The organism is Roseibium sp. MMSF_3544 (genome assembly GCF_030732845.1).
Classification (GTDB): domain Bacteria; phylum Pseudomonadota; class Alphaproteobacteria; order Rhizobiales; family Stappiaceae; genus Roseibium.
This window is the reverse complement of sequence record NZ_JASHKA010000004.1, coordinates 173,791-192,562: the sequence shown is the minus strand read 5'-3', so window position 1 is coordinate 192,562 and position 18,772 is coordinate 173,791. Positions and strand designations below refer to the sequence as shown.

Sequence of the window (18,772 nt, the reverse complement as noted above, 5' to 3'; positions counted from 1 at the left end):
ATCATGACCATCGAAGTTCCGCAACTGCTCACCAAAGATGACGTGGCCCAGATCATTTTGTCTGCAAAAAAGGCGTCCAAAATGTCCTGGGAGGACATCGCGGATAAGATCTCGATGTCACCGGTCTGGACCCACTCAGCCTGTGTCGGCATGAATGCCATGCCCGAAGAGAAAGCCAAGGCACTTGTTCAGGTGCTCGGCTTGCCGCAAGAGGTGATCGAAGTTCTTGTCGAGAGCCCCACAAAGGTTTGGGAGCAAACGGTGCCGACGGACCCATGCATCTATCGGCTTTATGAAATCGTTGGGGTCTACGGCCCGACCATCAAGGCGCTTATTCATGAAGAGTTCGGCGACGGCATCATGTCAGCTATTGATTTTGACATGAGCATCACGCGCGTCGCCAACCCCAAAGGCGACAGGGTGAAGGTCGAAATGTCCGGCAAGTTTCTTGGCTACAATAGCTGGTAAACGCCACTGGAATTGTTAGGCGAGCTGGAAGTGACGTTCGGCTCGTCGCATCTTTCATGAGTAGATTGGATCACCATCTTGATCAGACCCCCTGTGCCACCGTTTACATTTGAGGACTCCGTCAAAAAGGTTCGAATGGCTGAAAATGCTTGGAACTTGAAAGACCCAGCCAAGGTCGCGTTGGCCTACACACCCGATTCGAGATGGCGCAACCGCTCAGAGTTTGTAAATGGTCGGGCAGAGATCGAGGCATTCCTGACGCGGAAATGGGAGAGGGAACTCGACTATCGCCTGATCAAGGAAATCTGGGCGCACGCTGACGATAGAATTGCGGTGCGCTTTGTCTACGAATGCCACGATACTGACGGCAATTGGTATCGATCCCATGGCAACGAAAACTGGCGTTTTGATGCTCAAGGCTTGATGGCCGAGCGTCATGCGTCAATCAATGATGTTGCAATCCAAGAGAGTGACAGGCTCTTTCGTTGGCCGAGCGGTGTGCGCCCGGACGATCATCCCGGCCTTACGGAATTGGGATTATGAACCTCGTACAGGATGACGTCGACCAAAGATCCTCGACATTGCAGTCGTTTGTCGATCAAGGATGTGCGTTCAAAAAACCAGCCACGCAAATTGTTTGCCCACTTCACCGCTCCGACAGCTGAAAAGAGCCGCTCGACATCCGGCTCACCGAAACTGTCGCCACATAAGTTGCTGGTTGGTTTTTAACGTGGTCTTTTTCTTGTTTTCCTTAGGCAAATAGGCCTTTTGCGAGCAAGGGCCGCAATAGACTTGCCCTGGTTCCGTCGCGGCTCCGCAATATCGGAATTGTGGCGACTGTGGATCTCCAATGGGCCAGCGGCAGGTGTGAGTATCAAGCTCCTGTATTGTGAGGTATCGGCTCATTGGAATGACGTTGTTCGTTTCAATAGGGTTTTCCGTCAGAGGCTCGGGTACGTGAGAAGGCGAGACAGCCTGCGCAGTAGCGGAGACCGCAGCAACTCTTGGCGGGCGGGGTAAATGCGTTTGCCCAGCCACTTGCTTTGCTTCTGACGTGGATTTTGCCACACTTCTGACGCTCGTTCTTTGCCTTCCAGACAGTCCAAGGCGATGGACCTTTCCGATCACGGCATTGCGTGTAACGCCGCCCAATTGAGACGCGATTTGACTGGCGCTCAACCCCTCGCTCCAAAGAGTTTTCAGTCGCTCAATGCGTTCTTCTGTCCAAGTCGATCCTGCGCTCGCAGACATGTCGCCTCACTTTTGAAACCCATCGCGGGAGCTTGACCAAACGCGACATAGAGATCTCAATTTGTAATGTTATTTCATAACGTTATCTCCAGCTTGGCATGTCAGCAAGGAAAGCGGCGTTCAACGAAGCGTTTTCCCCATGAGGTTTGCGCGAAACCATCATTTGTTGCCAGGTGAACGTCCTCCGGATGACGCCCACCGATTGTCATCCAGAGGCTGCAAACACAAACTGCGAGTGTTCAAGTCGTTGGCACTACGCCAAAGCGCTTTCCATCGCCTCAAGATGGTCTGGTGAGGTAGACGAAAATGAAGTCGATCGAGCCGTCTGCGGTGCCTGCGCCTCTTTCTCGATCAAATCCGCAGCCTCCTCAAGCCCGAACACATTTGTCTTGGGTGAGCCAAGGCGTCGAATGGAAACGGTGCGGTTTTCCAATTCGTTTTTCCCGAGGATGATAAGGATCGGGACCTTCTTCAGGCTGTGTTCGCGAACCTTGTATGGGATCTTCTCGTTTCGAAGATCACTTTCCACCCTGATGTTTCGTGCGCGCAGAAGCGAGGCGACCTCGTCAGCATAGTCGTCCACTTCGGAAGTGATCGTTGCGACAACAGCCTGCACGGGAGCCAGCCAAAGGGGCAGTTTTCCGGCATGATGCTCAATCAAAATGCCCGTGAAGCGCTCCAGCGATCCAAACATCGCCCTGTGCAGCATCACCGGGGTGACCTTCTGGCCCTTGTCGTCGACATAAAAGGTTCCGAAGCGTTCAGGCAGATTGAAATCCACCTGGAGCGTTCCGCATTGCCAGTCACGGCCGATGGCATCGCGCAAAACATACTCAAGCTTGGGCCCGTAAAACGCACCTTCTCCTTCGTTGACGGTGTAGGGCCTGCCCAACGTATCCAGGGCGCGGCGAAGCGACCGTTCGGAGCGATCCCACGACGCGTCGGAACCTATGCGATGTTCCGGCCGGGTCGAGAGCTTTATGCGGATGTCGGTGAACCCGAAGTCGGCATAAATCGACAGGATAAGGTCGTTGACCTTGATACACTCGGCAGTGAGCTGATCTTCCGTGCAAAAGATGTGTGCATCATCTTGAGTGAAGGACCGGACCCGCAAAAGACCATGCAATGCGCCTGACGGCTCGTACCGGTGCACCTTGCCGAACTCCGCGATCTTGAGAGGCATGTCGCGATAGCTCTTTAGGCCCTGCTTGTAGATGAGCATGTGGCCGGGGCAGTTCATCGGTTTGAGTGCGAAGTCGCGATCGTCTTCGGTTTTCGTCGTGAACATGTGTTCGCGATAATTTTGCCAGTGGCCCGAAGTTTCCCAGAGGTTTCGATCCATGATATCGGGCGTGTTGACTTCGATATAGCCGGCATCAGCTTGCCGATCGCGCATGTAGGCGATGAGGCTCTGGAATAGGGACCAACCCTTGGCGTGCCAGAAGACCGACCCCGGCGCTTCCTCCTGGAAGTGAAAGAGATCCATTTCTCTGCCGAGACGCCGGTGATCCCGTTTCTCGGCTTCTTCAAGCATCTTCAGATGAGCGTCCAGTTCTTCCTGTGTCGCGAACGCCGTGCCGTAGATACGCGTCAACATCGGATTGTCGGCATCGCCGCGCCAATATGCACCTGCAACCTTGGTCAATTTGAATGCAGATCCGATTTTGCCGGTGGAGGTCATGTGCGGACCCCGGCACAGGTCGAGCCAGTCTCCCTGCCGGTATATCCCGATCGGTTCGCCTTCCGGGATTGCATCGACAAGCTCAACTTTAAAATGCTCGCCTTTGTCGCGAAAGAAACTCTTGGCTTCCTCACGGCTCCACACCTCACGGGTGAAGGGTTGGTTCTGGGACACGATTTCGCGCATGCGCGCTTCAATCACGGGCAGGTCGTCTGGCGTGAATGGAACGTCTCGCGCAAAATCATAGAAGAAGCCGTTTTCGATAACAGGCCCAATGGTGGCTTGGGTGCCTGGAAACAGGTCCTGGACCGCCTCCGCAAGAACGTGCGCAGCGTCGTGGCGAATGAGCTCCAATGCGCGCGGATCTTCTCGCATGATGAATTCGATATTGGCGTCTTGCGTCACAGGTGCGGATAGATCCGACAGACTGCCGTCCAGCGCCATAGCAATCGCCTTTTTCTTGAGTGAAGGCGCGATTGAGGCTGCGATGTCCGAACCTGACACCGGTTCTTCGAATGTGCGTTGTCCACCGTCGGGCAGGGTGATGAGGACCATGACTCTTCTCGAATTTCAGGGGTTAAGTTTGATTGCCTCGAGCTATAATTTTGAAGCTCGGAAAGACTGGGGAGTGAGCGCACTGGCAATGCCAAGCTCTAAGGTTTCCCGATGTCGGAGACCGAAGAACTTCATGGCCGAAAATTCCACCAATAAGGATCATCTCCTTGTTCTCGGCCACCGTGTTCTGCGGGCTCGATTCTCCAACTGACGGAGTTCCATCCGACCGACATGTGGTCTGAACCCCATCATTGAAACTTCTGATGTCTTGTCACGACGTCGAGCCGACCTCAGTCCGGACGCCCAGTTGCCTCACGCATTATGTTATAACGTTACATGTCGAGTGGTAATATCTGCTAGCGGGACTGAAAGCAACGGTTCGAGCACCCATTTCTTAAACAGCATGTGCGCCAGCACTCGAAATGACATCGTGACTCAATTGCCGGACCGTTGTCATCGTGTCGAGCAGTGTGACACACTAGGACGCTAGTGGGAGCTTGTCGTAATGACTAACAGTGAAAACAAGATGGTGATGGTTTGGCCAGTGGTTCTCGTCTCAGCGGCCGTGCTATTCAGTTTTGCGCTGGCCTGCGCGATGCCCTTTGCCGCAATCGGCGCGCTCGCTGCGCTTGTTCTTCCCTGGAGAGAAGCACTTGTCACGGCCATCCTCGGCTGGTTGGTCAATCAGGTCATCGGCTTTGGCGTGCTCGGTTATCCGACAGATATGGCAACGCTTGCTTGGGGTGCTGTGCTCGGCTTTTCGGCTGTTGCTGCCGTGATGGCAGCGCTGTTTAGCCAAAGGCAGTTTGCGGGGCATTTGTTTGTAGCCGTTGCATTGATTGCGTTTGCCGCAGCGCTTCTTGCGCAACAAGCAGTCGTTTACGCGGCGAGCTGGCTGTTGCCGTCACATCCTTCTGCTTTTTCTCTGCCGGTCATTTGGCAGATCGGCTGGACGAATGCGCTCGCCTTCGCGACGTTCGGTGCTCTTTACGGCCTTGGCGCCCTGGCTGGCATCGCCCCTTCGAAACGTCAAGCTGCCGGATAAAAGATCGCACCTGGAAGATAGGCGCGGGGGAGGTCCATGCCGGCCGGTGTTGCGCGTCCCGAGGCAAGATGGTCCGGCAAAAGATGCGTGTGGGGACCGAGAGGGGACTTTCCGGTTGGAGCAGGGATCGGAGTCATGACTTCGATGCGGCCAAGGGCCGTTTCGATCACACGGGCCGGGCTCGCTTCGAGCAAGGCAGGTCCGATCTTTGGCAGGTTGTCGGGAAAAGCCGTCCCGTCTGCACGCACAAGCGCATCGTTTAGCGGGCCGGGTCCGGTTCGAACGCAAAAGCGTGCTTCTTTGCGTCCAAGACCAAGGTCGAACAAGGTTGCGTCCCAGTCCGCGGCCGCGATTGCGGAGCAATCTTTCCCAAGCGGCGAGAGCACGTGGGCAACCTCTGGGCGCCCGCGTTCCCGTTTGACGGAAAGCATCACCCGCATCTCCCTGGTTGGGGTCACTTTGGGATCAAACGTCAAGGCGCGCACATGGTCATCGATGTGAAACCTGAGCCTTGCGCCCGGCGTGGTCGCAACGATGATATCTCCCTCAAAGTCGACATGGACCTTGTTTCCCGGAGCTGCGGTGAACTCACCGACCGCGCCGACAACACCTGCGACCCAGGTTCCCTGGTTCTCCTGCAGGCTTCTTACGACAAAAGCGCGTATCTCGTCTGTGTCCCAGGGTAAACGTCGGCAGGCGACGCCAAGGCTATCAAAGCGTTCAGGGAGTGCGTCCCAGATGTCAGCGCGCCAGGCATCTGTTTCACCGCCCCAAACAGCGATCTCGTCTCCGGTTCTGGCACAGCCTATGCAAAACCCGGTTGCCTCATCGAGTTTGCAGGTACCGACACAGGGGCTGACCATGCTCATGTTTAGACCTTCTGATCGTGATTTAGCGCTGCAAGAATGGCATCAAGACCATCCGTCAAGGCCGCAGGGCCGGGTTGTAAGATAAGGGGCGATTTGATCTCGACAATATGGCCATCGCGGACTGCGGGTATTGTGTCCCAGCCAGGGCGCGCTGCAATCTTCTCAGGGCGTACCTTCTTGCCGCACCAGGATGCGATGATGACCTCCGGCGCGGCGGCGATGACCTCGTCCGACGAAACAATCCGGTCGCGTGCACCACCGCTTTCTGCCTGTTTCGGAAAAGCCTCGCGGCCACCGGCGACCTCAATCAGTTCAGACACCCACTTGATGCCTGAGATCATCGGATCATCCCATTCTTCGAAATAGACAACCGGACGCGGCTGGCCTTCAGCGTTTGCCGCGACCTGTGCCAACCGCGCTTCATACTGGCTGGCCAGAGCATCGGCTTTTGCTGCCTGGCCAATGGTCGCTCCAAGGTGCCGGATCATGGCGAGGATGCCAGCAATGTCGCGCTGATTGTAGGCAACGACAGCAACCCCTGCTCGGATCAGTTCGGCTGCGATGTCGGCCTGCAAATCGGAAAAAGTCAGAACGAGGTCGGGCTCCAGGGCGAGGATCTTTGGGATATCAGCTGATGTGAAGGCCGAAACCCTCGGCTTTTCACGTCGCACGCGCGCCGGCCGCACCGCATAGCCTGAGACGCCAACGATCCGGTCTTCTTCGCCAAGCAGGTAGATTGTCTCGACTGTCTCTTCCGTTAGGCAGACAATGCGTTCAGGCGGAAATGTCTTCATGACTTTGCCTATCTCCCTTCAAACATCTGCGTTCCTATCGAGAACCTGATTCAAGAGGAAAGCCAAGACGGTTGTCGCGAAGACCGGCGCAAGAATGAGCCGCGGCTCGGAGAACAGGAACATTCGGTACTCGTGGATCATCGCTCCCCACTCCGGATGCCCCGTGTCGGCGGACAGTCCCAGAAACCCAAGAGACGCAACAAGGATGACGGCCCGGCCGGCATCTGCACCAGCAAGCGCGCCGAGCACGGGCAGCGTGTTCGGAAGCAGGTGTCTGTGAAGCGCACCCGGCAATCCGGACCCCATCGCGAGGCTGGCCTGCCAGTATTGTTCCGCCCGCAGCCGATCAAAGAGCGCGGCGAGGCTCAAGGCATAGGGTGCCCAGGTGACCACGATGAGAGCGGCTGCGATCGCCATCAGTCCGGCACCGAACAAGGCGGCCAGCACCAGGGCAAGTACAAATGTTGGGATCGTCAGAACGGTTTCGGCCAACCACCGCAAGATGACGGAGACGCTTCCCGGTCCGATTGCAATGGCAGCCCCAGCCATGATGCCGATCCCGATGCTCGAAACGAGGACGATTGCGATCGCGAGGACAGAACTCTGCGCACCCACGATCAGTCTGGACGCAAGGTCCCGGCCCAAATGATCCGTTCCGAGCCAATGGACCAACGAGGGCGCTTCTAGCGACTGGCTCAGATCGACAGCATGGGGATCATGCGGTTGCCAGAAAAACCCGATGGCGATGAACAGAAGCACGACCAACATGAAGATGCGTAGGGCCAATGTGCCGACGTCAGCCATGACCTACCTCCAAACCGAGATCGACACGTGGATCGAGCGACCGTCGAAGAACTGCGATCAGGCGCAAACCAAGCACCAGCCACAAGGCGATCAGGGCAATGTAAGGCTGAAGCACCGGATAGTCGCGCTCAGCGACCGCGGCAACAATGCGTTCCGACAATCCCGGCACGCCGAAAACGATCTCTGCGACCGCCGTTCCACCGATGATCCACGCCAGGTCGGGAGCGATGCCGGCAAGCAAGACAATGGCCGCATGGCGGCGGCCGTGCCGCCAGAGGGCCTTGCCGCGGCCCAGTCCCTTTGCCAGCGCCGTGCGCATATAGGGCGCGTTGCATACCTCGCTGAAACCGGCCCTGACCAGGCGGGAGACGCTGCCAATGGAAAAAAACGCGACAAGCGCAATCGGCAAAAGGAGGCGCTCCACCACACCTCCTGAAAATGGCCGGATCCATTGGAGTTCGGCAGCAAGGATCCACAAGGCGATCAGCCCTACGGCAAAGGCAGGCAGTGCCTGACCGCCAATCGCGAACAGGCGCGATAGTCGGTCGGCGAGACCGCCCGGCTGCAACGCCGCCAGAAAGCCTATTCCGGAGCCGACAAGAATAGCGCTTGCAAAACCGGCAAGACCAATGGCCGCGGACCAGCCGACACGCGGAAAGAGCTCGGCCGTGACGGCCTGTCCGGTCACAAAGGACTGCCCCCAGTCAAGGGTGATAAAGCCCTGAAGCCAGATCGCAAACTGCGCAAAGAGACTTCGGTCGAGACCCCATTCAGCCCGGTAGGCCGCGATGAGTTCATCCGTTGCACGAACGTTCATATGATTGATGAAGATCTCGACCGGGTCGCCCGGAACCAGCCTGATCAGAAGAAAGCTCACGGCAACCACCGCAATCCAGGACGCGCCAAGAGACGCAACCGGCAGGACTGCAAATCGTGTCGCCGCGAACCAGTTCATTACGCGGACCTCAAAGCCGTCATTGCGTCAGCATGAAGTCGGGACGCAGAACGTAGTAGTCCGACCCCCACGGTTCATATCCGGAAACACGCTTGGAGACGCCGACATGCCATTCAGGCGTCACGAGGAACGAGACAGGCGCATGTTCGGCAATCATCTCCTGTGCTTTTTGAGCAAGTGTGATGCGTGCCTCCGGATCGCCTTCGGCGCGCAGCTCTGAAATCAGTGCGTCGTAGTCCGGGTTTGACCAGCCGGAGTAATTGCGTGCGGCATCGGTTTCAAAAAAGAGCGAGAGAAACAGACCGGGATCACCTGCCGGTGCAGTATGCTGCGCCCATAGGAACAGGTCAAAGCCGCCTTCGCCGGCCACCTGGCTGGGGCTTTCTGTAACCTGCGTAGTCACGCTGACGCCGAGTTCGGCGAGAGCTGCTCGGACAACCGGTTGAAAGGTGACGAGGTCCGGACGTTGTGGATAGGCCCATAGCACAAGCTCAAGACGTTTACCGTCCTTGGAGCGCACTCCATCTTCGCCCTTCACCCAGCCTGCTTCGTCAAGTAACGCATTGGCTGCTTCCAGATCCTCTGTGAGTGGGCCGTTCGCTGCGAAGGGGTAGCTGCTCGCAAATGCGCCGGTTGCCGGTTTTCCGGCGCGAGCTGCCGCGACCAGATCGTCTCGGTTGACCGCCAGATCGATAGCCTTGCGCACTCGCACGTCCTCAAGTGCCGGATGACGCGTGTTCATCCACATCATGTACTGGTAGGCAACCGGAAACGATTTGACTGCCTCGCCCCGGGTGCCGTCGAACATGGAGAGCGATTCCACGGGCAGATTGAAGGCAAGGTCCAGCTCGCCAGAGGCAAACGCCAGAGCCAGAGACTGGCCGTCTGCGATCCGGCGTAGCACCACGTCAGGCCGTTTGTCAGCGTCTGTATAAAACGTGTTCGGCGTCATGCTGATCTGTGAGCCCGCCTGAAAGTCGGTCACTGCAAAGGGACCGGTAAAGATCGGTGCGGAGTCGGTTTCCATGTAAACCGGGAAGGCCCATTCCGCGAGGATCGAAGGCAGGATGGTCGTCGGTTCTTCGGTGGAAACCTTGAGCGTATCTGAATCAATGGCTTCAAACGTCAACCGCCCTGCTGTGGCTCGCGCGGATGGGTTGGCCTCACCCGTCCTGTTGAGCGCGGCTGCAACAAGCTCGGCGCTGACGGGTGTGCCATCGGAAAAGAAACGATCGGGTGCAAGTTCAACGGTCCAGGTGCCATCTGCATTGAAGTTTGCCGAAGACGCCAGGTTCGGAACGACTTCGCCTGTGCGCGAGACCTGGAAAAGCTGTTCTCCGATCCCGTGTGTGACAAGCGCCCAGCCGGTTGACCCTTCAGCCGGATCAAGGCCGGAGGCCAGGAAGGTCTGGCCGACGGTCACGCTGTCAGCCTGAGCCGGGCCCATCGCCAGGGGCAGGGCCATCATGGCGCCGAGGGCAGCGCTGTGCAGGACCTGTTTGACGGGTCTGCGTAAGGAAAATGGGAGCATTAGAGGACCTCCTCGCAATCAGTTGGTTTTATGGTGAAAGTCGTGTCGATCTGCTCGCCGTCAAAGGCGAGTGGCGGGATGCGGCCCAAGATGCCGGCACGCAGGGGTTCGGGCCTGTCCGGCCGCTCAATCTGCCCGTCAGGGGCCACCGCGTATTGCGCCGCGAGCTGCAAGATCGCATCCGCATCAGTGGATGCGTCCAAATCGCCAAATACGAGAGTGAATTTGCCGGTGCCGGACAACGCGACGACACAATGGCGTTTGCATTGGCTCATGCAACGCACACCGCGAAGCTCGACGCCAAGCCTTGCCGCGTCGCTTTTGGAAAACTGCGTCTTTATGCGCTGCGCCAGGCGGTAACCTGGCCGCTCTTCAAGCGCGCAGCCGTCACCCGGGACCCGACACCGTGTACATACCGAGAGAATTGCCCTGTCGCCTTCCAGCATCAGCCGTTCTTTCCGTTGAAAGGACGGCATGCCAAAGGGGCAGATACAAAACGGCAAAGGAACAGGCCGCCGAAGCCTGATTAAGTCTTGTCGTCATTACCTAACCTCCTCGGGGCACCCCGCCCGAGCGTTGCATGGATTGATGGCAGGTCTCCTGACTCGCGGGTCGAAGCTTTCCTGAACCTTCCCGGGCACGTGGCTGTTGCCGGCCCAGTGGTCTCTATCAGGTTCGCTCTCCGCCTACAGTTGCGGGGGCAGTCACGGGTTTGGCGCCTGTTGGCTACACCTGACCGTGTTCCCTTTTCATCTCGCGTGCATCGCTTGGCACATGAGAACCATCACGAATGTTGAAGCGTCTTTGATGCCTGAAGTCAACCGGCACAGTCCGACGATCTGTCGGTGCAGTGACCGGAAAGGCACGGGTTTCCGCAGGCGATCCTGAGAGTTGATTTGTGCCGATTGATCCCCAAAGCATAAGCCTCGCGGTTGCCTGAGGTCGCCCGTAGTTGACGGCAAAAACTGAGCGCCGTTCAGCGTTAAAGGCCCCTGAGCGACCGCTGAAGTTGTGGAAATCACCATCGTCAGATACCAGGCCGGCCTATGCTTCGCTCTTGTTTGAGCCGTCTCCAGCGAATTCTGTCTCTGCCTGTTCAAACCCGGCGACAACCCGTTGTCGATGCGGCTCGCCCCAACTGCCGACGAATTTCTTGGTGTCGAAATTCTGGGTATCGCGAAGTTCCTTTGACCGGGCGGCGACATAGTCAGCTGTAAGCGGCACCTTGCAGATGTCGGTGATGCAATGCTTCCAGTTGTCATAGGTACGCAAGGGTCTCATTGGACGTCTCTCGGGTTTTGGTGGCTGGAGCACACGCCGCGCATCGAGGATCCGAGGAGCGGTGCCTTTGGCGTCAAATTCGGTCACGGCGTCTTGCAATTGCCGATCAGGCATCGCATGTAAAACGTTACTTTATAACATTACTCAGAAGTGCCATCTCATGTCCATCTCTTCCGGTTCCGACCAACGTCTTCCCGTCGCCGTTCTCTCCGGCTTTCTCGGTGCCGGCAAGACAACCCTGCTCAATCACGTCCTGAACAATCGCGAAGGTCGAAAAGTGGCCGTTATTGTCAATGACATGTCCGAAGTGAACATCGACGCCGATCTCGTGCGCGACGGCGGCGCAGGCTTGTCGCGTACGGATGAAAAGCTGGTGGAAATGACCAATGGCTGCATCTGCTGCACACTGCGCGATGATCTGCTCGAAGAAGTGCAACGTCTCGCCGACGAAAAACGTTTTGACTATCTCCTGATCGAAAGCACCGGAATTTCAGAGCCGCTTCCGGTTGCTGCCACATTCGATTTCCGGGACGAAGAAGATCACTCCTTGTCGGACTTCGCGCGACTGGATGCGATGGTCACTGTTGTCGACGCGATCAACCTTCTCAAGGACTACGGTTCGCGGGATTTCCTGCGGGATCGCGGCGAAACCGCCGGCGACACCGATGACAGAACTCTGGTTGACCTCCTTGTTGAACAGATCGAGTTTGCCGATGTCGTTGTCGTCAACAAGATCAGCGACGTTACAGCCGAACAGCGCGACGAAGTTCTTCGCGTCATCCGCGGCCTGAACGCGGACGCACGCATTGTCGAAACGGATTTCAGTCGTGCACCGCTCGATGCCATTCTCGACACCGGTCTCTACAGCGAAGAGCGCGCGCAATCTCATCCATTGTGGCTCAAGGAACTCTACGAGTACGAGGACCACACGCCCGAAACCGAGGAATATGGCGTCCGTTCCTTTGTCTATCGCGCGCGCCGTCCCTTTCATCCCGTGAAACTGCACGCCTTGCTCAACGAGGGTTTCAAGGGCGTCTTCAGGGCAAAGGGCCACTTCTGGATTGCAACGCGCCCGGACTGGCTCGGCGAACTCTCCATTGCTGGCACCGTGACGCGTACCGAGGGTCTTGGGCGATGGTGGGCGGCGGTCCCGAAGGAGCGCTGGCCGCAAGATCCAGAATCAGTTGCGTTTGTTCGCAAATTCTGGAATTCGACCTGGGGAGACCGTAGACAGGAACTCGTCTTTATCGGTGGAGCGGACATGGATGAGCAGGCAATTCGGAACGCGCTTGATGCCTGTCTTCATGGCAGTGCCATCACGGGCGTCTCCAAAGCCCACCGTAAGCTCGAAGATCCCTTTCCCGCTTGGGGCTGACTTTTGCTGAGGGAACTCGTTTTGTGTGTTTCCAGCGAAATTGGCGGGTCGAGGACCCGAAAACGAGACTGGCAGCGACATGAGAATTGAGTTACTCGCTGAAGATCAATGGCAGCGATATCGAGCGATCCGCCTTCGTGCCTTGCGCGACACGCCCGATGCCTTTGCAAGCACATATGCTGACGAGGAAGCGTTTCCCGAAAGGAGATGGCGCCAGCGTCTGACTTCAGGGGCGCAGACCTTTTTCGCCGTGTTGGGTGACAAAGATATCGGCTCGGTGACCGGTGCAGCCCGGAGAGACCAGGACGGTGTTGCCGGTCTCTTTGGGATGTGGGTAGCCCTGGAGGCACGGCGGATAGGCGCTGGTAATCTCCTCGTTCAAAGCGTGATAGATTGGGCTTTTGCCGCCGGCTTTGACCAGGTGTTTCTTGATGTTGCCGATAGCAATCTCGCCGCGATCAGGCCCTATGAACAAGCAGGGTTTCGCCCAACCGGCACTGTCGGGGCTTTGCCTTCGCCACGAGAGCACGTCACGGAGCACGAGCGTTCCCTTTCGCTTCGATAAACGGGGTCACAAAACCGGTGATTGAAACCAGCAGACTGACATTAAGGCCCTGGAAGGAAAGCGATTGGCCGTCCGTGAACGCCATACTTGGCGATGCAGACGTCATGCAGTTCAGCGATCACGGAGTGCTCACCGAGAAACAGCAAGCTGCCTGGTTCCAAGCTGCCTTGGCCAGCGGAAACAAGCTTGAGCCGCCGTTCCTCCTTGCAATTGAAAGAAAACAGAACCGGCAAATTGTCGGATACATCAGTCTCGTGAGTGACCTTGAACGCGTGCAGCCGGGAGACGCGGAAATTGGTTTCCGGCTGGCAAGAAATGTTTGGGGGCAGGGGTGCGCAACAGAAGCGGTTTCAGCGCTGCTTGAAATGCCGCTATCTGGAAAGCGACCGGACCGTATCGTTGCGATTGTCGACCCGCACAATTCTCGTTCCGTGCACGTCCTTCAGAAGGTTGGAATGACTTACTGCCGCGACATCATGCTCGAAGGATACGACTATCCTGACCATCTCTATGCGTATGATCTGGTGCGGTAGGGTTTCTCAAGTTTGAAGAGTCGGCGCCAGCACACCAAGACACGATGACACCTTCGCCGAGCGGTCAGGGCTTCGGGCCTTTCTTACAACGTCAAAAGGAACGTTTGGTGATAGGCGCGGTGAAAATCTACGAACCGACGGTTTGAGGTCCGGTCTGTTTTTGCGGATGCCGTTGCAGTGTACCGTCGAGACTGTCTTGAAGAGAGATATCGAGCTGGTCAAGAATAGAGCCAACAGCACCGCAGTTTGCGCAGTCGCCGTTACACGTCTTTGGGCTCACATTCGAAGAGATGGTATCTTTGGTGCTACGACAAGCCATCGTGGTGCGTCTCCCTCGGCATTCAAAACGAATTCCGTGTCCCTCTTTCATCTGGATTGAAGGCTGGCTCCTAAATAAAATCAATACACACTACTACGTACTTTAAGTATTAGAATGATTCTAGTTTTTACTTATTCTAATTAAAAACTATGAGTCTGTGCTAATTTTTCTTATTTTATTGCCTTTCAGAACTCTGCATATGCCCAAAGCTGCCAAAGCAAGTGTTTGTCTGGGACGGTGTTCGTTATTCGAGACCGACCGGTCCCAGGCACCTTTTGAACCTGTTTTGTATTGGATCCCCAGCCCACGTTTCCAGGTGCGCCGGTTCAATTAAGCACTCCGTTCCTAGCGGTATTTGGCCACTCTTCGCGGAGAATAGGGTAACAAACGGTCGCAATTGGCAAGAGCAGGAAAACACCTGACCAGGGACTCAAACAACGCGATAGAGGAATTGATCCATCTCATCCCGTGCTTCATGCGCAGCTGTCTTGTCTTGTCGAAACGTCACGTTTGTAGCGCCGGTTCCGGGCTCGACCACCTGGTCTTCGGCTCTTTGGCCGGGCCCTGGCTGATAGTAGATGCCACCCATCGAGCCATGGGTTCCGCGGAAAAAACGCTCCTGATAAGATGTTTTGCGACTATCCTGAAGCATCGTTGAACAGTTTCCCATCACCTGACGGGATTTACCCTCCGGACTCCGTCGAAGATGACAACAGTTCACAACGTTGTCTGGGATAACTGACATGGACTGGTCCGCATCGACCTTGTTTCCGTACCCCCAAAAGTAAGCGTTCACGAGGTTTGGATAGTCCTCAGTCCGTTGCACGGCATCAAACAACATGAGTGCATGCACACTGGAATTGAGCTCACTATCGCCCTTGTCAGCAAGGCTCTTCAACATGTGCGCAACGCGGACAACGGCGTACGCGCCCCGGCTATAGCCACAAAGGAAAATTCTCCCTCTTGAGTACTTCCGGGCTTCGATCAACCAATCGAATGCGTCTTTTGCCCGCACTTCAGTTGAAAAACCAAAAAACTCAGGGCCTCGCTTGTAGTATTTCTTCAGGCCATGCCAATTCAGCCAATAGTGATAGACGTGGCTGTGCACGAATTGATGGGCATAAGATTCTTCGGAACCAATATCAACGTATTGCATCTCCATGCCGTAGCCCGGATTGGAACGTTGTTTTTTTCCAAAAGGGCTGACGCCAATATCAGTTCGAAATCCCTCGGGGCCGGTTCCGTCGATACCGACGTAGATGTCGGTTTTAAGTTTTGCCACGGGATCCTCTCGTAAAAACGCGAAAGCTGCCGAATTGTGTTTTCAATTTGTCGGCTATCTTTGAAACAAGTGTGTGACCCGTTCGCACACCAAACGTGGACTGTCATTCCGATAGCACTACAAGCATGGGAATTCTGCGACGAATGGGCGTGTTCGTCTAGAAATAGAACTTGTATCGATGACTTATGCCCAAGCGTGTTCGCAGGCTGGTGAGCGCACTCGAAATGATCGAGCAACTGATTTTTTGATGGTCAACAAATGGAAACGAGAACGGGGCACCGTAGAGTTCTTCCGCTTGGGTGACGATCGTCCAGTCGCGGCTGTCTATCGGGTCAGCCGGGACGAGTTTCGCGGTGAGCTTTCGCCATCGGGTCGGGAAGTTGCAATGACGCGGCGTTGATCGTGGAGAGCCCATACAAAGAATTTGAGCGCCTGGAGCCGGTTAGTTTCGGTGTTGTTCCGACGGCACCGTTGAATGAGTTCAAGGCTGTTTTTCTTTCTGCCTTCTCCCAAAAGGTTTATGTCGGACACGGTACCTCCGGTGGCTCGGCCTTTTGCAGAAAAGAACGACTCTCAGTCCCGGGTTTTGGGAACTACAATATGAAAGACCGAGGCACCGAAGTGTTTGAAGGTAGGCAAAGCCCAGCCCCGTTTCGCGCGACGATCGCTCGCGTCACGGAATAGTTCTGCCGCCATCGTTAAGCGCGCGCTGCATGATAACCGTGTCAACCCATCGACCCAGTTTGAAACCGACAGATTGCAGTATTCCGACCTGCCGGAAACCAAGCGATCTATGCAACGCGATGGATTTAGCGTTTTGCGAGTCTCCGATAACCGCTACGACCTGTCGCCAGGGACCGCGTTCACATTCATGGATCAACGCAGACATCAGCATTTTTCCGAAACCGGTCCCCCGTGCATCCTCAGCGACATAAACTGAGTTCTCGACCGTAAAGCTGTAAGCCGGCCGCGGTCGATGATGACTTGCATATGCGAATCCCACAATTTTACCATCCCGTTCCGCAACAAGATGCGGCAATCCCAGATCCAGAACACTTTGACGCCGCCTTGACATTTCATGAACATCGGGGGGGTGTTTGTTCAAAGGAGGCGCGACCGTTCAGAACTTCGTGGGCGTATAGCCGCCGAACGTCTTCCATATCCGCCTCGATGGAAGCTCTCACCAATTTGGTCATTCAGATCACTCCGGTTTCATTCAACTGAGTCACGCCGTGTGTTTGAACGTTCGAGCTTGAGTGGACCTCGATCAGATGATTGTGACCTGAGCCATCAATAAGTGCCGCGACTTGAGGCGACGCATTGTAGATCAGGAGTTTTTCACCTGTTCTCACACGAAGCATCTTCGCCGCGACAATGAGTGCGCCGGATCCCGCGCGCGTAGCATGCGTCACCGCTGCCATGTTGACGATAACCTTGCCTGGACCCAATGATCCCAGGCCTATGATCGCATCGTAGATGGAGCCCGCGCCTTTGCTGTCGAGACGGCCGTCGAGCCTCACGCTGGTGTAGGGACCTGCATTCTCAGTGTTAATTTCCATGATCGATTGCCCCCCGAGTTGAGCGGGTCAAGGCGATTTCTCTTACCAACGAATCTTGCTTCAACGCGCGCTTAGCACCCGCAACGGCTAAACCTTCGGAGGTCAAATCCGATCTGCTGAGTCCAATGTCGGCGAGCTCGTAGTCGCTCATTTGGCTGAGCGTTTTGATTGCATGCCGCTCCTTACCAATATCTGCCAGTTCCTCAACGACGGAGTCCGTCGCGGTGCGCAGTCGTTGGACCGGGCTGGCGATCCGAAGGCGGAAGAAACGCTTCAGGGCATCAAAGAATGTCAGGAACTTGAGGCGTCTGGGGAGCGATGCCGAGTCAAATTTCAGGCTGTAAGTCACAGTTTCCATTACGTTTCCCAATCCATGTCTTTTCAATCCGTGGCATCCGCATGCCACGGTGACCCTGGGCGAATCTCAGGGTGATTTCGTTGGTTTGTGATGAGGCTCATCTCGTGAACCTGAGCGGTTTATAGGCGCGGGCGCTCACGAGGTGGCGTCGAATGCGGCGCATTTGGAACGAATTTTTCGCATGTTTCTCGTGTTTCTGCGAAAATCTCGCATTGGAAGAATTTGGGGGACAATTTATGGAAGAGCTCGATAGCTTTGACCGGAAAATCCTCGCATTGCTCGAGGTCGATGCGCGCCAGACAGGCCATCAGTTGTCCGAAGCCATCGGATTGTCGTCGGCCGCGTGTTTGCGTCGTCTTCAGCGTCTGAGAAAGATCGGCGCCATCGAACGCGAAGTTGCGGTGATCAACCCGATCTATAAGCGCAAGGGCGTTCAATTGTTTGTTCTGGTCCGCTTTGATCCTCAAAACCTGAAGCAAATCGGGACGCTGATGAAACGGTTCGGCAAACATCCCGACGTCGAACGTGTCTGGTCCGTCACTGGAGAAGAAGATGTCGTGTTGTTCATGAAATGTGAGTCGATGGAGGCATTCTCCGACTTTGCGGACACCTATCTGTTTCAGTCACCTGTCGACGGATTTGTGAGCCTAGTGGTTCTTAAAGAGCTGGCGAAAGAAGAAACCGGAAGCCTGTAGTCGCCATTGAAGCCAATGGCTCGAACGGAAAATTGGACTCGTTCCAGTCATTTACCGTGCTTGGTATGCCGCACTTCAAGGCTAATATCGGCGCTTTGGGTCGTTGGGCCCCCGTCTGCACCTTCGTTCGCAATATAGCGAACACCCGGTTCTCGCCCATCCCACTATTTGCTGCATCAGATTTGAATGTCTGCTTTCGAGCTCATGCTTCTATGCGGTGAACGACCGGAATGGCGGCGCAATGCGGACAGGGAGCATATCTAGTCTGGGGCCGGGAGCGGTCTGGCGGATTATGTTTACAAAGTTCTTGAAGCGGACATTCACGCGGATCAGGTTGGTGATTGGTTTCGGCCCTGAGCAGACATAACGTATCGGGCGGTCCAATGTCCGCTTTTACTTGAATCCGAGAACTCTTATCCCAATCAAACAGCGTTATGAATGAGATTGGTTCCATCCGCTCTGCCGGTGTAAATGGGGTAGTCCAGGTCCAACGCGCTGCACCTGTTCAAACCCCAAGTTCAACCGTCTTCGTGGTCTCATTGCCAAAAGCGCTAAGCTGCATATCTCCAGAGTAAGGAGAGCCGTCGTCGTGCCATTTCTCGTTGGGTCTGGCAGGCTTGACTACAATTATGTCGAATTTGCCGTCCCATTTTTTCAACGCTACGGTCCAGATCTGATAAGAGGACGGCCAGAAACATGAAGAGCCACATGAACAAATGCATTAGTGATATCGCGCGTTCATTCTTTGGCTCTTGCCCATTCGCCCATGGGACATAACTACTTTCAAATTCTACCATTGGGGTTTCGCAAACAACTAATCACGCCCCTGCATTTTCGAAATGACCACCCGCG

At 55.8% G+C, this 18,772-nt stretch carries 20 protein-coding genes and 1 riboswitch; of the genes, 7 read left to right on the top strand and 13 right to left on the bottom strand.

Translation table 11 applies throughout. The annotated features are described in order from the left end of the window. The first annotated feature begins 3 nt into the window (after positions 1-3). A complete protein-coding gene (cynS, locus tag RBB47_RS07660) occupies positions 4-468 on the top strand; it encodes a cyanase (protein WP_305985178.1) in 465 nt (154 codons plus the stop codon). Positions 469-546: 78 nt separating this feature from the next. Further along, positions 547-1,011, top strand: a complete 465-nt coding sequence (locus RBB47_RS07655; RefSeq protein WP_371932754.1) for a DUF1348 family protein — start codon at positions 547-549, stop codon at positions 1,009-1,011. A gap of 144 nt (positions 1,012-1,155) precedes the next feature. On the opposite strand, the gene RBB47_RS07650 is transcribed toward RBB47_RS07655, so the two are convergent. Further along, on the bottom strand, positions 1,156-1,719 hold the full coding sequence (locus RBB47_RS07650; protein WP_305985177.1) for a GcrA family cell cycle regulator: 564 nt from the start codon (positions 1,717-1,719) through the stop codon (positions 1,156-1,158). Positions 1,720-1,972: 253 nt separating this feature from the next. Then, positions 1,973-3,955, bottom strand: coding sequence for a threonine--tRNA ligase (gene thrS, locus RBB47_RS07645; RefSeq protein WP_305985176.1), 1,983 nt, complete (start codon positions 3,953-3,955; stop codon positions 1,973-1,975). Positions 3,956-4,460: 505 nt separating this feature from the next. Here thrS and RBB47_RS07640 point away from each other — a divergent pair. Continuing rightward, positions 4,461-5,000, top strand: coding sequence for a hypothetical protein (locus tag RBB47_RS07640; protein WP_305985175.1), 540 nt, complete (start codon positions 4,461-4,463; stop codon positions 4,998-5,000). Here RBB47_RS07640 and RBB47_RS07635 read toward each other — a convergent pair. The 7 genes from RBB47_RS07635 to RBB47_RS07605 form a co-directional block, all read right to left on the bottom strand. Beyond that, complete coding sequence (locus tag RBB47_RS07635) at positions 4,985-5,869, bottom strand: DUF1289 domain-containing protein (RefSeq protein WP_305985174.1); 885 nt, start codon at positions 5,867-5,869, stop codon at positions 4,985-4,987. The genes RBB47_RS07640 and RBB47_RS07635 overlap by 16 nt on opposite strands. Before the next feature lie 2 nt (positions 5,870-5,871). After that, a complete protein-coding gene (locus RBB47_RS07630) occupies positions 5,872-6,663 on the bottom strand; it encodes a cobalamin-binding protein (RefSeq protein ID WP_305985173.1) in 792 nt (263 codons plus the stop codon). 18 nt (positions 6,664-6,681) lie between these two features. Further along, positions 6,682-7,467, bottom strand: coding sequence for an ABC transporter permease (locus RBB47_RS07625; protein WP_305985172.1), 786 nt, complete (start codon positions 7,465-7,467; stop codon positions 6,682-6,684). Continuing rightward, positions 7,460-8,422, bottom strand: a complete 963-nt coding sequence (locus RBB47_RS07620) for an ABC transporter permease (RefSeq protein ID WP_305985171.1) — start codon at positions 8,420-8,422, stop codon at positions 7,460-7,462. Before RBB47_RS07620 ends, RBB47_RS07625 begins: the two co-directional genes overlap by 8 nt. 19 nt (positions 8,423-8,441) lie before the next feature. After that, positions 8,442-9,953: an ABC transporter substrate-binding protein gene (locus RBB47_RS07615; RefSeq protein ID WP_305985170.1), complete on the bottom strand. Its 1,512-nt coding sequence runs from the start codon at positions 9,951-9,953 to the stop codon at positions 8,442-8,444. Continuing rightward, positions 9,953-10,399 carry a DUF1636 domain-containing protein gene (locus RBB47_RS07610; protein ID WP_305985169.1) on the bottom strand — a complete coding sequence of 149 codons (447 nt, stop codon included), beginning with the start codon at positions 10,397-10,399 and terminating at the stop codon, positions 9,953-9,955. Before RBB47_RS07610 ends, RBB47_RS07615 begins: the two co-directional genes overlap by 1 nt. Positions 10,400-10,525: 126 nt before the next feature. Continuing rightward, positions 10,526-10,754: riboswitch (cobalamin riboswitch) on the bottom strand. Positions 10,755-10,997: 243 nt separating this feature from the next. Next, complete coding sequence (locus RBB47_RS07605) at positions 10,998-11,234, bottom strand: hypothetical protein (protein ID WP_305985168.1); 237 nt, start codon at positions 11,232-11,234, stop codon at positions 10,998-11,000. 160 nt (positions 11,235-11,394) lie between these two features. Between RBB47_RS07605 and RBB47_RS07600 the strand changes: the two genes are divergently transcribed. The 3 genes from RBB47_RS07600 (at position 11,395) to RBB47_RS07590 (ending at position 13,707) form a co-directional block, all read left to right on the top strand. After that, positions 11,395-12,609 carry a GTP-binding protein gene (locus RBB47_RS07600; protein ID WP_305985167.1) on the top strand — a complete coding sequence of 405 codons (1,215 nt, stop codon included), beginning with the start codon at positions 11,395-11,397 and terminating at the stop codon, positions 12,607-12,609. Positions 12,610-12,688: 79 nt separating this feature from the next. After that, positions 12,689-13,174: a GNAT family N-acetyltransferase gene (locus RBB47_RS07595; RefSeq protein WP_305985166.1), complete on the top strand. Its 486-nt coding sequence runs from the start codon at positions 12,689-12,691 to the stop codon at positions 13,172-13,174. A 17-nt stretch (positions 13,175-13,191) separates the two neighbouring features. After that, positions 13,192-13,707: a GNAT family N-acetyltransferase gene (locus tag RBB47_RS07590; RefSeq protein WP_305985165.1), complete on the top strand. Its 516-nt coding sequence runs from the start codon at positions 13,192-13,194 to the stop codon at positions 13,705-13,707. A 749-nt stretch (positions 13,708-14,456) separates the two neighbouring features. Here the strand turns inward: RBB47_RS07590 and RBB47_RS07585 are convergent. From RBB47_RS07585 to RBB47_RS07570, 4 genes are all read right to left on the bottom strand, one after another. Beyond that, a complete protein-coding gene (locus tag RBB47_RS07585) occupies positions 14,457-15,308 on the bottom strand; it encodes a DUF2235 domain-containing protein (protein ID WP_305985164.1) in 852 nt (283 codons plus the stop codon). Positions 15,309-15,981: 673 nt separating this feature from the next. Continuing rightward, positions 15,982-16,383 (bottom strand): GNAT family N-acetyltransferase, encoded by a 402-nt coding sequence (locus RBB47_RS07580; protein ID WP_305985163.1) that lies wholly within the window; start codon positions 16,381-16,383, stop codon positions 15,982-15,984. Between the two features lie 121 nt (positions 16,384-16,504). Then, the gene (locus tag RBB47_RS07575; RefSeq protein WP_305985162.1) at positions 16,505-16,867 is read right to left on the bottom strand and encodes an STAS domain-containing protein; all 363 of its coding nucleotides are present in this window, start codon (positions 16,865-16,867) and stop codon (positions 16,505-16,507) included. After that, positions 16,857-17,225: a DUF1127 domain-containing protein gene (locus RBB47_RS07570; RefSeq protein WP_305985161.1), complete on the bottom strand. Its 369-nt coding sequence runs from the start codon at positions 17,223-17,225 to the stop codon at positions 16,857-16,859. Before RBB47_RS07570 ends, RBB47_RS07575 begins: the two co-directional genes overlap by 11 nt. Before the next feature lie 236 nt (positions 17,226-17,461). Here RBB47_RS07570 and RBB47_RS07565 point away from each other — a divergent pair, with 236 nt between their 5' ends. Then, entirely contained in the window at positions 17,462-17,920 is a 459-nt protein-coding gene (locus RBB47_RS07565) for an Lrp/AsnC family transcriptional regulator (RefSeq protein WP_305985160.1), read from the top strand. The last annotated feature ends 852 nt before the right edge of the window (positions 17,921-18,772 follow it).